The following is a 14,737-nucleotide window of genomic DNA, read 5'->3' as shown; positions in this document are numbered from 1 at the left end:
GTTTCGCAGCTCTTAGAGGCATGCCTTAATATAAGTCAACAGCGTAATCCGTGTAAGCCGTGCCTAAAATTTAATTCAGCATCAAGCTCATATATGGCTTTAACGGCTGAAGTATTCTATTGGTTAATTCGCTAATATTCATCTGTATATGCGTACCGGGCAGTCGCTCGGTACTATACATGCACTTCCCTTTACACAGGTAATAATAACCGTTATTGACAGATAATTGTTTATCCGATAATTCCAACTGCATTTCATCTTCGGGAAAAGCTGCGGCATAGATTTGCAGCACTTCTTTGGCATTGATGATACGTGCCATGCCTAGCGGATGTTGAGGCTGTTTCTCTTCGGGAGGCAAGATTTGAACCATGCACTTATATCCGGTGTGTTGCCGGATAGCATACAACAGGCTATATTCCACATCTTTATTTTCAGCGCAAAGCTCATTGATAATGATATGTTTGTCTCCTTTATATATAATGGTTATTCCTTTGATTTCGTTTTCCTGTCTGGCTACAAATAAATAACCTCCACTAATGGCAAGATCGGTCATAATAACCTGAAAGTCTTCCGATGTGTGCTGAATACAGCAAGCCCGTTCGGAAAGCTTCTTATTCAAATAGGAATAGACCTCCTCCTGAAATTCTGAAACAACACTGACCGCTATCTCTTTAGAAGGGATAAACTCGGGCAAAACGATCTCTTTAGTTGAATACTTGAATACCGAAGCATATCCCATACGGGCATAATAATCAAACAACCAGGGTTCTGCCGGTATTAATGTGCTGAAGTGTACTCCATTCCGTAACATCCGGGCGAAAGACTGTGATAAAAGCTCGCGCATGACTCCTTTGCTTCGAAAATCGGGATGCGTACAGGCTCCTGAAATATAGGAGGTTTGTACAGTCTCTCCACCAAAAGTCATCGGATAAGGAAGCATTTGAAGCGCAGAGATTACCTCATCGCCACTTTGGATGGCGACATTCACCTCTGTTTTATAGCGCAGTCTGAAGTACATTTCAACGAATTCTTCACTATCGTCAAAACAGATTTTCCACAATGCTTTTACTTGCTCCTTTATCATCATATTTATAATGGATTTACCATTTTACCATATTCATGGGATGCTCTTTGAGGCAAGCCATATATTTTTCCAGAATCGTTGCCGGCTGGTAAGACAGTTTGGCTTTGCGTAAACCCTCAATACCTAAATCCTCTTCCCGGTTGATATAGATATATTGTTCGGGAATCCGGTTGGCAAATTCATAATTAATCATGGCATACGCACCTTCAATACTGGTATCCGCTTTTTCTACATGTACGCCGAATGTTTCATGATTGATAGGCATACCAAATGTGAATGCGACAATTTTACCGTTCACATGCAAGATACCTCCCGTCAGTCCGAGTGCCTCGAAGTTGTGGAGAGCATAAATCAGGGCGCGACGTTCGTTGCCTGTCCCCTCCTGTTGGTCACAGTTATTCACTTTACACCACTCTGCTTCCAGATCCAGACATTCCTGAATACGGTCCGGGGTAATCGGTGTGTATTCGTAATCCGGATAAGTGTTGCGGAACCGGTTGATATGATTTCTTTTCGCTTGGAATTTCTTCCCTTTCAGCGTAGATAGATCACTTCTCAAATAAATATAATCCGCATAGTCGCGGTCTTCTGTGAAAGTGAACTGTTCCGGAAGGATAGCTTCGAGATCAGCGCGCATATTGCTGCACACTCCCAGCATACAGAAATGCTGGTTCTCTTTGCGGGCATCTTCTATCAGTTCCCACAATACTGCTTTCAAATCTCCTGTGCCTACGGGCATCATATAAGCAAGTTGTTCTCCCGCCCAGAACTTGAATACCAAAAAGTTGTCGACCACTGCGAATTGAGTGTCATATAAGAACCTCCAACTGCAAAGATTGGAGAATGAAAGATCGCAATTGCGGCGATCACTTTTCATCGTGAATGAGGTGATTGTGTCTTTGTCTGCTAATGTGATATCTTTAAATGGAATCATAAAATTGCTTTTTGCGTTTAACTCTTTATATAACGGAAAATCAAGAGATTTTGTTTTTACAAGACACCTAATAATCGAAGGATTGTAGGTGTGAGCAGTGCAGTGAAGATTCCATTCAGTGTCAGTCCCAGACTGGCGTATGCTCCATATTTGCTGCTGATATCCATTGCGGTGGAAGTTCCGACAGCATGAGCAGCTGTCCCCATCGAAAGCCCTTGAGCGATCGGACTGCCTACATGCATGATTTTCATGGTCTTAAAACCACAGATTGCTCCTAATAAACCAACTGCCACAACAACTGCCGCCGTCAGTGACGGAATACCGCCAATGGCTTTGGTTACTTCCATCGCAATCGGAGTCGTAATCGATTTGGGAGCCAAAGACAGGATTACTTCTTGGGAAGCTCCCATGAATTTCGCAATCAGCACTACTGAAATAACTCCGACAATGCAGCCTGCCAGTTGAGACAGAAGGATTGGCAATAACTGCTTTTTTATCATCTCCAATTGAAGATATAAAGGTACGCCTAAAGCGACAACAGCCGGGCGGAGCCAGAACTCGATCAGATGTCCTCCTTTATTATAGGTTTCGTATGAGATATTTGTCATTTTAAGGAAGATGATTAATAGTGCGATGGTCAGCAATATAGGATTTAATAATACCAGTCCTGTTTTCTTCTGAAGTAGTTTGGCAAAGAAGAAAATCCCGAAGGTAATGGCCAGCAGGAAGAAATTATTTTCTAAGAAGCTCATTTGTCTTTATTCGTTAAGTTGATTTTATCTTTAAGGTGTAGTTTCTCCGGCAGATGGAAATCTGACAGATGAAGTTTGCGTGCCAGTTTGATCTGACGTGCCAGCCTGAACTTGCGGACGATTTGGTGCACCCATCCCGTAACGACAAGTACAAGTGCGGTGCTGACAATGGTCGCTGTCACTATCGGCCAGAACTCTGCCGCAATGACGTCAAAGTACAGCATAAGAGCCACACCGGGCGGAACGAAAAAGAATCCTAAGTTGGCAACCAGAAAGTCGGACAATCCCTGTACCCAGTGTAATTTAATCCAACCTAATTTTAAAAAGAGGGTGAGCAGCAGCATACCGATGATGCTGGAGGGGAGCTTGATACCCGTAAGATAAACTATTAATTCACCCAAAGCCAAACAGCCAAATAAAATGGCGCACTGACGTATCATATACTAATAACCTATTGATTTTGTTTGAAAACACTGCAAAGGTATGAAAAATAGGAGTACAGTGTTAAATATTATAATATTTTAGACTTGGGAGAGAAAAATAGGCGAAATTGTAATGTGGATATTGCAAAATTGAGTACTTTTGCACCGCAAATTACAAATTGTAATGAGGTTTTATAATAACATTCAATATATCTATGCTCAATTTAATCAACCAAATCGTGGCGCGTGCGAAAGCAAATCGCCAACGTATTGTTCTTCCGGAAGGAACTGAAGAACGCACATTGAAAGCTGCCAATATGATTTTGACAGATGAAGTAGCCGATCTAATTTTACTGGGTAAACCGGATGAAATTAATGAACTTGCTACAAAATGGGGATTGGGAAACATCGGTAAAGCTACTATCATTGATCCTGAAACTTCTCCGAAACACGAAGAATATGCACAGTTGTTGTGTGAACTTCGTAAAAAGAAGGGGATGACTATCGAAGAAGCCCGCAAATTGACGAGCGATCCTTTGTTCTATGGTTGTTTAATGATTAAGAGCGGTGATGCTGACGGTCAGTTGGCTGGTGCCCGTAACACTACTGGTAATGTATTGCGTCCTGCTTTGCAGATTATCAAGACTGCGCCGGGAATCACTTGCGTGTCTGGTGCTATGTTGCTTTTGACTCATGCTCCTGAATACGGAAAGAATGGCATTTTGGTCATGGGTGACGTTGCTGTAACTCCGGTTCCGGACGCTAATCAGCTGGCACAGATTGCTATTTGTACTGCGCAGACTGCGAAAGCCGTTGCCGGTATTGAAAATCCGAAAGTAGCTCTGTTGAGCTTTTCAACCAAGGGTTCCGCTAAACACGAAGTAGTGGATAAAGTGGTAGAAGCTACTAAGATTGCAAAAGAGATGGCTCCTACTCTTGATTTGGATGGTGAAATGCAGGCTGACGCTGCTCTTGTACCGGAAGTGGGTGCTAGCAAAGCGCCGGGTTCTCCAGTAGCCGGAGAAGCAAATGTGCTGATCGTTCCAAGTTTGGAAGTTGGTAATATTTCTTATAAATTAGTTCAACGTCTGGGACATGCTGACGCTGTTGGTCCGATTCTTCAGGGTATTGCCTGTCCGGTAAACGACTTGTCTCGTGGTTGTTCTATCGAAGATGTATATCGCATGATTGCTATCACAGCTAATCAGGCCATTGCAGCAAAAGCGAATAAATAAGTATTAGGTATAAAGTAGTAAGTATTAAATCGACAACGACATGAAAATTCTGGTATTGAACTGCGGAAGTTCATCTATTAAATATAAATTGTTCGATATGACCAGCAAAGAAGTGATTGCACAAGGTGGTATCGAAAAAATTGGTCTGAAAGGATCTTTCTTGAAACTGACTTTGCCGAACTGCGAAAAGAAAGTATTGGAAAAAGATATTCCTGAACATACAGTAGGAGTAGAGTTTATCCTGAATACATTGATTCACCCTGAATATGGTGCTATCAAATCTTTGGATGAGATTAATGCGGTAGGTCACCGTATGGTGCACGGAGGCGAACGTTTCAGCGAATCTGTATTGCTGAACAAGGAAGTATTGGAAGCTTTTGCTGCTTGCAATGATCTGGCTCCGCTTCACAACCCTGCTAACCTGAAAGGTGTGAATGCAGTTTCTGCAATTCTTCCTAACATTCCGCAGGTAGGTGTATTCGATACGGCTTTCCATCAGACCATGCCGGATTATGCTTACATGTATGCTATCCCTCACGAACTGTATGAAAAGTATGGTGTGCGTCGTTATGGCTTCCACGGAACTTCTCATCGTTACGTGTCCAAACGTGTATGCGAATTCTTGGGTGTGAATCCGGTAGGACAGAAAATTATCACTTGCCACATTGGTAACGGCGGTTCTATCGCTGCTATCAAAGATGGTAAATGTATGGATACTACTATGGGCTTGACTCCGTTGGAAGGCTTGATGATGGGTACTCGCAGCGGTGACATTGATGCCGGTGCAGTAACATTTATCATGGAAAAAGAAGGCTTGAATACTACGGGTGTTTCCAATCTGCTGAACAAGAAGAGCGGTGTGCTCGGTGTTTCAGGTGTATCAAGCGATATGCGTGAACTCTTGGCTGCTTGTGCGGCTGGCAATGAGAAAGCTATCCTTGCAGAGAAGATGTACTATTACCGTATCAAAAAATATATCGGAGCTTATGCTGCTGCATTGGGCGGTGTAGATATCATCCTGTTTACTGGTGGTGTAGGTGAAAATCAGATGGAATGTCGCCGTGAAGTTTGTAAGGATATGGAATTCATGGGTATCGAGCTTGACAACGATGTGAATGCTAAAGTTCGTGGTGAGGAAGCAATTATTTCTACTCCTGCTTCTAAAGTGAAAGTAGTAGTGATTCCGACAGACGAAGAATTGTTGATTGCATCCGATACAATGGATATTCTGAAGAAGTAACAGATTGACTGATTCATAAAAAAAGATGGACTCGATTTCGAGTTCATCTTTTTTTATGAAGTTATCTCATTCATTATAGTCTTCTGAATGTAACTTTGGACGGATTGTTTTTCTGATGGTATAGTTTGATGACCGACTTCATAAAATCTGTTTCTTCGCAAGTGTAAATGTCTATAAATTGTTGTGGGTTGCGGTCTATTAATGGAAACCATGTACTTTGTATTTGTAAGACCAGCCGATGCCCTGCCTGAAATGTGTGCGCTATATCCGGCATGGAAAAGCGTACCGTAGTGGTTTTTCCTGGAGTGAATGCTTCGGGATGTTCGAAACTGTTTCTATAGCGTCCACGCATCACTTCGCCGCGAACTAACATCTGATAGCCGTTCATTAAATAAGGTTGGGTATTTCTTTGCTTCTCTTTGGCTTTGTCATAGGTGAAGTCTTCTGGGAACTCATCAATGACTTTGACGATAAAGTCCGCATCTGTCGTTGTTAGTTCAACTTCCAGTTCGACTTCAATTTCTCCTCCTACGGTCAGCTTTTCTTTGAACGGTGCTGTTTTGAAACAGCTTACATCCGGTCGTCGTTCGGCGAAACGCTGGTCTTCCGTCATGTATTCTTTCGGCCTTGCATATACTGTTTGGTTGGTATAAGGGACAGGCTTTGCCGGGTCGGATATATACTCGGAGAAAGAGCTTGTTTCTAATGGGGCTGTGGTAGAAAGGACATGATTTTCCCGTAGATAAAATGAAATTTCTTTTGCTTCCTTACTAGGCCATGAAGAAAAGGTTTTCCATTGATTTTCTCCGGAGAAAAAGATGTGAACCTTTCGGCTGTCCGGAGTCTTTTCTCCTTCTCTATTCAAGTAATATTGTAAAAAAGGAAACTCGATCTGATCTCGGTAATAAAGGACCGTATTTGCTCCGAACTGAATATTTCCTAAGTAGCTTCTGTCTGTTCCTCCCCAAGCTCCGTGATACCAAGGTCCCATTATTAATTCCAGCTGAGTGTTCGGACTTTGCCGTTGGATAGCCTTGTATAATTCCCATGTTCCGAAACAATCTTCAGCATCAAATAAGCCACCAACAATCAATATGGCCGGTTTTATCTTATAACAGTTTCGGCGGGTATCTCTTTCCTGCCACCAGCTGTCGTAGTTTGGATGCGTCATCAATTCGTTCCAATAAAGGATACTGTCTCCAAGTAGACGGGTCAGATTCTTTAATGTTCCCATTTTCAGAAAGAAGGAATATTCGTCTGTCTTATAATAAGGAGTAGCCGGTGTTGACTGTTCTGTGGGAATAGGGCGGGGACGGTTCATTGAAGATGCAAAACGAAAGCCGTCGCAAAGCATGAATGCACCGTTGTGATGATAATCGTCCCCCATAAACCAATCAGTAACGGGGGCTTGCGGAACAGCGGCTTTTATCGCAGGGTGTGCGCTTAATGCACCCATCAATGAATAGAATCCGGAATAAGAAGAGCCTATAATACCTATGTTTCCATTGTTGTTGCGTGTATGATAGATTAACCATTCGGCGGTGTCGTAGACATCGCTTGCTTCGTCTATCTTTCCATTTTTCTCTTTTTCAGAAACAAATGGGCGTACATTGATAAATTCTCCTTCGCTTTTCCAGCGTCCGCGTACATCCTGAATGACGAAAATATACTTTTCCCGCGCATACTTTTGCCAGCTTCTCCACAGACGATTACTCATTGTCTCACCATAAGGAGCAGCCTTGTATGGTGTTCGTGTGATCAGGATAGGAGATGGCTTTTGCGAGTGGATAGGTTCGTAGATAGCGGTATATAAATGCGCTCCATCGCGCATGGGGATCATTTCCTCCCGTTTGGTGTAATTAGCTTTCACCCAGGCTTCATTGATGTTCTGTGCGAATAGTTCGTTTCCGGTGAGCCAGCAACAAAAAAGAGCACAACTTACAGTTCTGCTCCATTTCTTTAAATGATTATTCAACATACTTTTTGGGGGGATTGGTGTCGTTTTAGACAATGATAAGCTCAATACCCATTTCTTCAATCGCTTGCGCCATTGACTGGGAAATGCCGGAGTCTGTGATTATCACATCGATACAGTCTAAACTACAGATTTTACCGAATCCACGTCGCCCGAATTTGGAAGAATCTGCCAAGATGATAGTACGTAATGACGCCTCTATCATTTTCTTGTTGAGGACAGCTTCTTCAATATTAGAGTTTGTGATTCCGTACTCCAAGTCGATACCGTCTACTCCTAAAAAGAGTTTTGAACAAGTGATTTGTTCAAAAAACAAAGAAGTGTAGTCGCCAATGACGGAAAAAGAATTCTTCCGTACGATTCCCCCGAGCTGGATTACTTCGATATTATTAATCGTATTTAATAATAAGGAGGTTTTCAGAGAAGCTGTAACTACAGTTAAGTGGTTGATGGGAGTGATATGCTCGGCAAACGTATGTACGGTAGAACCGGAAGCGATGATAATAGAATCGTTTTCTTCTATTAATTTAGCTGCGGCAGTAGCGATTCTTTTCTTTTCTTCTTTTCGAAGCTTTTCTTTTTCGTGCACATCAATATCTGATGTTAATGGGTTGACCGGACTTGCACTTCCATGAGTACGGTAGAGAAGTTTTTTTTCTTCCAGATGTTTTAAATCTTTTCGGATCGTTACAGGAGTAACTTCCAGTTCTTTAGCGATTTCGTTTACTTTGATGAAACCGTTTTTCGCTAAACTTTCAAGAATATACTTATGTCTTTCAGCAATACTTGTCATAATTCCCAATTTTTATCACAAAGATAAACTAAATATTAATATGTGGCAAATAAAAAGATGAAAAGTTTCATTCTATGATATAAAGCTTCCGTTTTATATATAAAATGGTCTGCTGATGAAAAATAATTTGCTTTTTGTGTTGGATGATATTTCTTTTTGTGTATTTTTGCAGTGTTGATTTATGAATAAAGAAAGAAAACGAAATATCTATAAGGGATGAAACGAAGTGATTTGCTTGAGAGGATGCTCAATTGGAAATGTGAATGTGATATTCTGGTGATCGGTGGTGGGGCTACCGGATTAGGGGCTGCAGTGGATGCAGCCTCCAGAGGGTACAGAGTTATTCTATTGGAACAGCATGATTTTGCTAAGGGTACTTCTTGCCGTAGTACGAAGCTGGTACATGGAGGAGTTCGGTATCTGGCGCAGGGGGATGTCTCTATGGTAGTTGAAGCATTACATGAACGTGGGCGTATGAGACTCAATGCTCCTCATTTGGTGAAAGATATGCGTTTTATAATCGGTAATTACCGCTGGTGGGAAAAGCCTTTTTATGCGGTGGGGCTGACTTGTTATGATTTACTGGCCGGACGCAAAGCATTGGGACGTTCGTTACCGATGTTAAAACGTTCTGTATTAAAAGAAATACCTTCTTTAAAGCATGAAGGATTGAGAGGTGGAGTGGTATATCATGACGGACAGTTTGATGATTCGCGCATGGCCATAACGCTGGCACTGACCGCTATTGATAAAGGTGGAGTGTGCTTGAATTATATGAAGGTGAATTGTTTGCTGAAAGATGCCGCCGGGAAAATAAATGGGGTGCATGCTGTTGACACACTTGACGGGAAAGAATATCAGATCAAATCGAAAGTAGTAGTGAATGCTACCGGAGTCTTTGTGGACGATGTGATGAAGATGGATGAATGTGATACGCGAAGGAAGGTACGTCCCAGTCAGGGGGTACATTTGGTGGTTGATAGTAAATTCTTAGGTGGCCGTTCGGCACTAATGATACCTAAAACGAAAGATGGACGTGTCCTTTTTGGAGTGCCCTGGCACGGCAAGGTGGTGCTTGGCACCACGGATACTCCTCTGAATGAGGCTTCTTTGGAACCGAGAGCATTGGAAGAAGAGGTTGATTTCATTTTAGATCAGGCCGGACAATATCTCGACCGGAAACCGACCCGTGCCGATGTGCTTTCGATTTTTGCCGGTTTGCGCCCTTTGGCTGCACCAACGCATGCTGATTCGAAGAAAACGAAAGAGATTTCACGGAATCATAAAATCTATCGTTCGAAATCGGGGCTTTTGACAATTACCGGAGGGAAGTGGACTACTTATCGTGCAATGGCTGAAGATGTCATCAATCAGGCCATCGTGATAGGAGGATTGTCTCCTGCGGAATGTGTGACAAAGAATTTGCGGGTTCATGGATATACAAAAGAGCAATTTGATGAGAATGATTGGAATTATGTGTATGGCAGCGACGCGAGCAAAATACAAAAGATGATAGAAAAAGAGCCTTCTTTTGCTGAAAAGTTGTATGAAGGTTATACTTTTACAGCGGCGCATGTTGTGTGGGCGGCTCGTGAGGAGTTTGCGCAGAATATAGAAGATGTGTTGGCCCGCCGGGTGAGGATGCTATTTCTGGATGCCCGTGCTGCTCTTAAAATAGCTCCGAAAGTGGCATCGGTATTAGCGGCGGAACTAGGAAAGGACAAAACCTGGGAGCAGGCGCAGATAGCCGACTTTAATCGGTTGGCAAGAGGATATATCTTGAATTAGAAGAAAAAATTACTTTAATTGTTGTTTGTAAATTAATGCTTATGAAAAGTTGTATGGTTTTGCGGAGAGGACTCGTAGCCTCATTGATGTTTCTTCTGTTGTCAGGGATACAGTCTGTGTCGGCGCAGGGAAAACTACATCTGTTAAAGTTTGACGATGTCACACAATTGAGAGACTTCTTTAAATATACGGGAAATGGCTCAATCATTGTAAGCGGACATCGCGGTGGGTACGAAGAAGGATATTCGGAAAATTGCATCGAAGGTTTGGAAAATGTGCTGAAGCAGATGCCGGCTTTCTTCGAAATCGATCCTCGTCTGACAAAAGATAGCGTGATTGTATTGATGCATGATGCTACTTTGGATCGTACAACAACAGGAACGGGAAAAGTTTGCGATCATATCTGGAAAGAGTTGCAGAAGCTTCGTCTGAAAGACCATTCGGGAAAAGTGACCAACTGCAAGATTCCTACTTTGGAGGAAGTAATCAAATGGAGCAGAGGTAAAACGATTATCAACCTGGATAAGAAAGATGTGCCGATGGCTATGATTGCGGCTTTAATCAAAAAGCATAAGGCGGAGGAACATGTGATGCTGACTGTGCATACCGGTGCCCAAGCCAGATATTATTATGACCGTTTCCCGACGATTATGATGTCCGCTTTCGCCCGTAATATGAAAGAGTTTGAGGACTTGTCGATATCAGGTGTGCCATGGGAAAATATGATCGCTTATGTAGGGCATAGTATAACACCCGAAAATAAGAAAATCGTTGAAATGCTGCATGCTCGTGGCGTACGTTGTATGATTAGTGTGGCACCTACGCACGACAAATTGCCTTTGAAAGAAGAACGGGCTTTGAAATATAAAGAAGAGATAGATAAGAGACCGGATATTATAGAATCTGATATACCGACAGAAGTATGGACAGTTTTGCAATCTCGATAGATTGTTGCCCTGATATGGTGCAACGTCTGTTTACTATCGTAAAGGAAAATCCGGTTAGTGAACTAACAATTAATACTGTGAAAATGTCAAAAGTAGAACAAGCATTGAAAGCTGCGAATGAGACACGTGCTCTTCGTATAGGAAGCGGAATATTAAATGAAGTAGCCGGACTGTTTAAGGAACAGTTTGCAGGAAGAAAGGCTGTAGTGGTAGCTGATGTAACTACCTATCGTGTTGCCGGCGAAAGAGTAGAGAAGGAGTTGCGTAATGCGAATATAGAATTATTACCATCTTTTATTTTCACTGATTCCGACCTGTATGCGGAATATTCGTATGTTGACCGTCTGGTCGAATCGTTGAAAGTGCATGATGCTATTCCGGTAGCTGTCGGCTCCGGTACGATTAATGATTTAACGAAGTTAGCTTCTCATCTAGTCGGAAGAAGATATATGTGTGTGGCCACTGCCGCTTCCATGGATGGATATACTGCATTCGGCGCTTCCATTACTGCAAATGGCGCTAAACAGACTTTTAGCTGTCCGGCACCGCAAGCTGTATTGGCTGATATTGAAATCATAAAGAAAGCTCCCAAGCCGATGACGGCATCAGGATATGCCGACTTGTTTGCAAAAGTGACGGCTGGTGCCGATTGGATTCTGGCCGATTGGATGGGCGTGGAAGATATTGATGAAAAGGCATGGTCGATTGTGCAGGACGGATTGCATGATGCGCTTTCGAATCCTGAAGGTGCGGTGGCCGGAGACGAAAAAGCGGTGTCACAACTTATTGAAGGATTGATGCTGGGCGGTTTTGCCATGCAATGGTCTAAATCGAGTCGTCCGGCTTCGGGAGCGGAACATCAGTTCAGCCATCTTTGGAATATGGAACATCATTTAAATCAAGGTGAGCATGTTTCCCATGGCTTTCAGGTGAGTATAGGTATGTTGGCTGTAACGGCATTTTATGAACAAGTGTTGAACACCCCATTAGAGAAACTGGATGTGGAAGCGTGCTGTGCGGCATGGCCCGAACCGGAAATAGCCGATAAGGTAGCTCTTTATATGTTTGTCGGTACTGATTTTCCTACTATCGGTCTGCAGGAGACGAAAGCGAAATATGTGACACGGGAGCAATTGGCTATTCAGTTGCGGCAGTTGAAAGAATACTGGCCTGAAATCCGTGAACGTTTGTCCAAACAGTTGATTCCTTACAAAGAAGTGAAACAATCCCTGCGGCAGGTAGGTGCTCCTGTAGAACCGGAACAAATCGGTATTACACGGAAACGTCTGCGTGAAACGTTTGTTCGTGCACAATTTATTCGCCGTCGTTTTACTGTCCTCGATTTAGCTGTACGGACAGGATATATGGAACAGTGGCTGGATGGATTGTTTGGTAAAGGTAAAATATGGGAAATAACAGATTAATCACGATAGGAATGGAACTACAAGGAATGGCGCCCGAAGTGGCAAAGAAATTTAAATACTGGCAGACACGGACGATCATAGCAAGTATGATAGGCTATGCTCTATTCTATTTTGTTCGTAAAAACTTGAGTATTGCAATGCCTGCCATGCAGGATGATTTGGGAATAACCAAGGGAGACTTGGGATTATTTCTGACCTTACACGGATTACTGTACGGAGTTTCCAAGTTTGCCAACGGTTTTGTTGGCGACCGGGTGAATGCCCGCTATTTTATGGTGACAGGTTTGGTGCTCTCTGCAGCATGTAATATTTGGTTTGGGTTTAGTTCTGCTGTGGTGATGTTTGGCATTGTGTGGATGTTGAACGGATGGTTTCAGGGAATGGGATTTCCCCCTTGTGCCCGTTTATTGACGCATTGGATACCTCCTACACAGTTGGCTACAAAGATGTCGGTGTGGAATACCTCACATTCTGTTGGCGCAGGTTTAGTGGTGATTGTTTGTGGATATATTGTCAGTCTCGGATGGCGCTGGTGCTTCTGGTTTCCTTCTATTATAGCCTTGGTGGGTGCAGTCGGTTTGTGGTTTGCTTTGCGCGATACGCCTCGCTCGGTAGGTCTTCCGGAGCTCAACTCAAAAACGGGCGCAGAAGAAAAAGAAGATACTTCTGCCGAATTTAAGCAGTTTGTGCGTAAGAATGTCTTTGGAAATCCGGCGATTTGGGTACTGGCTATTGCCAACTTTTTTGTGTATATCGTGCGCTATGCTGTACTTGACTGGGGACCGACTCTTTTGGGAGAATGGAAGGGAGTTTCTATTCATCATGCAGGTTGGATGGTGGCAGCCTTTGAAATATCCGGAATTGTAGGTATGCTGGTAGCCGGTTGGGCAACCGATCGTTTCTTTGGTGGACGTGGTCCACGCGTTTGTGTGATTTGCATGGCACTGGCTACAGTGTTCGTTGCTTTATTCTGGGGAATATCCCAACCTCCCATGTGGCTTGCTACGCTTTTATTGGGAGCCGCAGGATTCTGTATTTATGGTCCGCAAGCTTTGGTAGGTATTGCTGCGGCTAATATAGCCACAAAGAAAGCAGCCGCTACGGCAGTCGGATTCACAGGATTGTTCGGATATGCCAGTACGTTGGTCTCCGGTTGGGGATTAGGATTGTTAGCTCAACATTATGGTTGGAATATTGCAGTGGGTGCATTAATCCTGATTGCTATAATGGGAACTTTGATATTTATGGCCGCATGGTCGGCAAAAGCGAATGGGTATGATAATGATTAATGAGGTAGAACATAAACTGAACGCGGAACTTATGGATCGTATTCGTCGGATCAAGCATATTGCTTTGGATATGGATGGAACGATTTATAACGGAAACACGTTATTTCCTTTTACGATTGCTTTTCTGGATAAAATGAAAGAATTGGGAATTGGTTACTCGTTTCTGACGAATAATCCTTCCAAAAGCACGAATGATTATCTTCGACACCTATCCGGCATGGGAATTAAAGCAGTGAAAGATGAATTTTATACATCGGCCCAGGCGACCATAGATTACATACGTGTACATCATCCGGAGTGTAAACGGCTTTTCTTGTTGGGCACTCCCAGCATGATAAAAGAGTTTGAGGAAGCCGGATTCGAGTCTACTGACGACAATGCTGATGATGAACCGGACGCAGTGGTTGTCAGTTTTGACATGTCACTTGTTTACTCGCGTTTATGTCGTGCTGCGTGGTGGATTAATCAGAAGAAACTCTATATTGCCACTAATCCGGATCGTGTGTGTCCTACGGATAAGCCTTTAGTATTGGTAGATTGTGGCTCTATTTGCTCCAGTTTGGAGTATGCTACGGGGCGGGAGCCGGATGTTGTGATTGGAAAGCCCGATCCGCGAATGTTGAACGGAATAATGGAACGTCATAACTTGCGTGCGGATCAGGTAGCTATGGTGGGTGATCGTATTTATACCGATATATTGATGGCACAGAAAGCAAATGCTTTGGGAGTGCTGGTACTTTCCGGCGAAACAACGTATGAAACAGCTATTGCTGTCCATCCTAATCCGGACTTGATTCTGCGTGACTTGGCAGAGCTTCAGCAAATGCTTTTATTAGCTCATGAAATAGATTAGT

General features: G+C 43.1%; 13 protein-coding genes. 7 read left to right on the top strand and 6 right to left on the bottom strand.

Annotated features, from left to right (window positions below):
• Positions 1-70: 70 nt before the first annotated feature.
• Genes I2I13_RS17245 through I2I13_RS17230 form a run of 4 tightly spaced genes read right to left on the bottom strand, consistent with a single transcriptional unit; the run spans position 71 to position 3,210 of the window.
• Complete coding sequence (locus tag I2I13_RS17245; RefSeq protein ID WP_004305059.1) at positions 71-1,087, bottom strand: GNAT family N-acetyltransferase; 1,017 nt, start codon at positions 1,085-1,087, stop codon at positions 71-73.
• Positions 1,088-1,100: 13 nt separating this feature from the next.
• Positions 1,101-2,018 (bottom strand): DUF2156 domain-containing protein, encoded by a 918-nt coding sequence (locus I2I13_RS17240; RefSeq protein ID WP_004305058.1) that lies wholly within the window; start codon positions 2,016-2,018, stop codon positions 1,101-1,103.
• A 56-nt stretch (positions 2,019-2,074) separates the two neighbouring features.
• Positions 2,075-2,770 (bottom strand): LrgB family protein, encoded by a 696-nt coding sequence (locus I2I13_RS17235; RefSeq protein ID WP_195650091.1) that lies wholly within the window; start codon positions 2,768-2,770, stop codon positions 2,075-2,077.
• Positions 2,767-3,210, bottom strand: coding sequence for a CidA/LrgA family protein (locus tag I2I13_RS17230; protein ID WP_032842934.1), 444 nt, complete (start codon positions 3,208-3,210; stop codon positions 2,767-2,769). The genes I2I13_RS17235 and I2I13_RS17230 overlap by 4 nt, the downstream gene beginning before the upstream one ends.
• A 197-nt stretch (positions 3,211-3,407) precedes the next feature.
• On the opposite strand from I2I13_RS17230, the gene pta reads away from it, so the two are divergent.
• A complete protein-coding gene (gene pta / locus I2I13_RS17225) occupies positions 3,408-4,427 on the top strand; it encodes a phosphate acetyltransferase (protein ID WP_117935486.1) in 1,020 nt (339 codons plus the stop codon).
• A 40-nt stretch (positions 4,428-4,467) separates the two neighbouring features.
• Positions 4,468-5,667, top strand: coding sequence for an acetate kinase (locus I2I13_RS17220; RefSeq protein ID WP_195650090.1), 1,200 nt, complete (start codon positions 4,468-4,470; stop codon positions 5,665-5,667).
• Positions 5,668-5,740: 73 nt separating this feature from the next.
• Here I2I13_RS17220 and I2I13_RS17215 read toward each other — a convergent pair whose 3' ends face one another.
• Together I2I13_RS17215 and I2I13_RS17210 are read right to left on the bottom strand one after the other, a co-directional pair.
• Positions 5,741-7,645, bottom strand: coding sequence for a CocE/NonD family hydrolase (locus I2I13_RS17215; protein WP_195650089.1), 1,905 nt, complete (start codon positions 7,643-7,645; stop codon positions 5,741-5,743).
• Between the two features lie 25 nt (positions 7,646-7,670).
• Positions 7,671-8,435: a DeoR/GlpR family DNA-binding transcription regulator gene (locus I2I13_RS17210; protein WP_065537542.1), complete on the bottom strand. Its 765-nt coding sequence runs from the start codon at positions 8,433-8,435 to the stop codon at positions 7,671-7,673.
• A gap of 216 nt (positions 8,436-8,651) precedes the next feature.
• Between I2I13_RS17210 and I2I13_RS17205 the strand changes: the two genes are divergently transcribed.
• The 5 genes from I2I13_RS17205 (at position 8,652) to I2I13_RS17185 (ending at position 14,736) form a co-directional block, all read left to right on the top strand.
• A complete protein-coding gene (locus I2I13_RS17205) occupies positions 8,652-10,223 on the top strand; it encodes a glycerol-3-phosphate dehydrogenase/oxidase (RefSeq protein WP_055235262.1) in 1,572 nt (523 codons plus the stop codon).
• Positions 10,224-10,264: 41 nt separating this feature from the next.
• A complete protein-coding gene (locus I2I13_RS17200; protein WP_195650088.1) occupies positions 10,265-11,170 on the top strand; it encodes a glycerophosphodiester phosphodiesterase family protein in 906 nt (301 codons plus the stop codon).
• A gap of 83 nt (positions 11,171-11,253) precedes the next feature.
• On the top strand, positions 11,254-12,594 hold the full coding sequence (locus tag I2I13_RS17195; RefSeq protein WP_195650105.1) for a sn-glycerol-1-phosphate dehydrogenase: 1,341 nt from the start codon (positions 11,254-11,256) through the stop codon (positions 12,592-12,594).
• An 11-nt stretch (positions 12,595-12,605) separates the two neighbouring features.
• Positions 12,606-13,883, top strand: coding sequence for an MFS transporter (locus I2I13_RS17190; RefSeq protein WP_055235296.1), 1,278 nt, complete (start codon positions 12,606-12,608; stop codon positions 13,881-13,883).
• Positions 13,870-14,736, top strand: a complete 867-nt coding sequence (locus I2I13_RS17185) for an HAD-IIA family hydrolase (RefSeq protein ID WP_369742184.1) — start codon at positions 13,870-13,872, stop codon at positions 14,734-14,736. The genes I2I13_RS17190 and I2I13_RS17185 overlap by 14 nt, the downstream gene beginning before the upstream one ends.
• Position 14,737: the final 1 nt, after the last annotated feature.

The sequence above is a fragment of the Bacteroides sp. D55t1_190419_B8 genome, assembly GCF_015558905.1.
Taxonomy (GTDB): domain Bacteria; phylum Bacteroidota; class Bacteroidia; order Bacteroidales; family Bacteroidaceae; genus Bacteroides; species Bacteroides vicugnae.
The sequence above is the reverse complement of the archived record's forward strand: the minus strand, read 5'-3'. Positions and strand labels throughout refer to the sequence as shown.

What these genes read in the sequence shown, in the direction of transcription:
- I2I13_RS17215 (WP_195650089.1), bottom strand. Translation starts at nt 7,645, where the DNA reads ATGTTGAATAATCATTTAAAGAAATGGAGCAGAACTGTAAGTTGTGCT.
- I2I13_RS17190 (WP_055235296.1), top strand. Translation starts at nt 12,606, where the DNA reads ATGGAACTACAAGGAATGGCGCCCGAAGTGGCAAAGAAATTTAAATAC.
- I2I13_RS17205 (WP_055235262.1), top strand. Translation starts at nt 8,652, where the DNA reads ATGAAACGAAGTGATTTGCTTGAGAGGATGCTCAATTGGAAATGTGAA.
- I2I13_RS17240 (WP_004305058.1), bottom strand. Translation starts at nt 2,018, where the DNA reads ATGATTCCATTTAAAGATATCACATTAGCAGACAAAGACACAATCACC.
- I2I13_RS17235 (WP_195650091.1), bottom strand. Translation starts at nt 2,770, where the DNA reads ATGAGCTTCTTAGAAAATAATTTCTTCCTGCTGGCCATTACCTTCGGG.
- I2I13_RS17185 (WP_369742184.1), top strand. Translation starts at nt 13,870, where the DNA reads ATGATAATGATTAATGAGGTAGAACATAAACTGAACGCGGAACTTATG.
- pta (WP_117935486.1), top strand. Translation starts at nt 3,408, where the DNA reads ATGCTCAATTTAATCAACCAAATCGTGGCGCGTGCGAAAGCAAATCGC.
- I2I13_RS17245 (WP_004305059.1), bottom strand. Translation starts at nt 1,087, where the DNA reads ATGATGATAAAGGAGCAAGTAAAAGCATTGTGGAAAATCTGTTTTGAC.
- I2I13_RS17210 (WP_065537542.1), bottom strand. Translation starts at nt 8,435, where the DNA reads ATGACAAGTATTGCTGAAAGACATAAGTATATTCTTGAAAGTTTAGCG.
- I2I13_RS17230 (WP_032842934.1), bottom strand. Translation starts at nt 3,210, where the DNA reads ATGATACGTCAGTGCGCCATTTTATTTGGCTGTTTGGCTTTGGGTGAA.
- I2I13_RS17200 (WP_195650088.1), top strand. Translation starts at nt 10,265, where the DNA reads ATGAAAAGTTGTATGGTTTTGCGGAGAGGACTCGTAGCCTCATTGATG.
- I2I13_RS17220 (WP_195650090.1), top strand. Translation starts at nt 4,468, where the DNA reads ATGAAAATTCTGGTATTGAACTGCGGAAGTTCATCTATTAAATATAAA.
- I2I13_RS17195 (WP_195650105.1), top strand. Translation starts at nt 11,254, where the DNA reads ATGTCAAAAGTAGAACAAGCATTGAAAGCTGCGAATGAGACACGTGCT.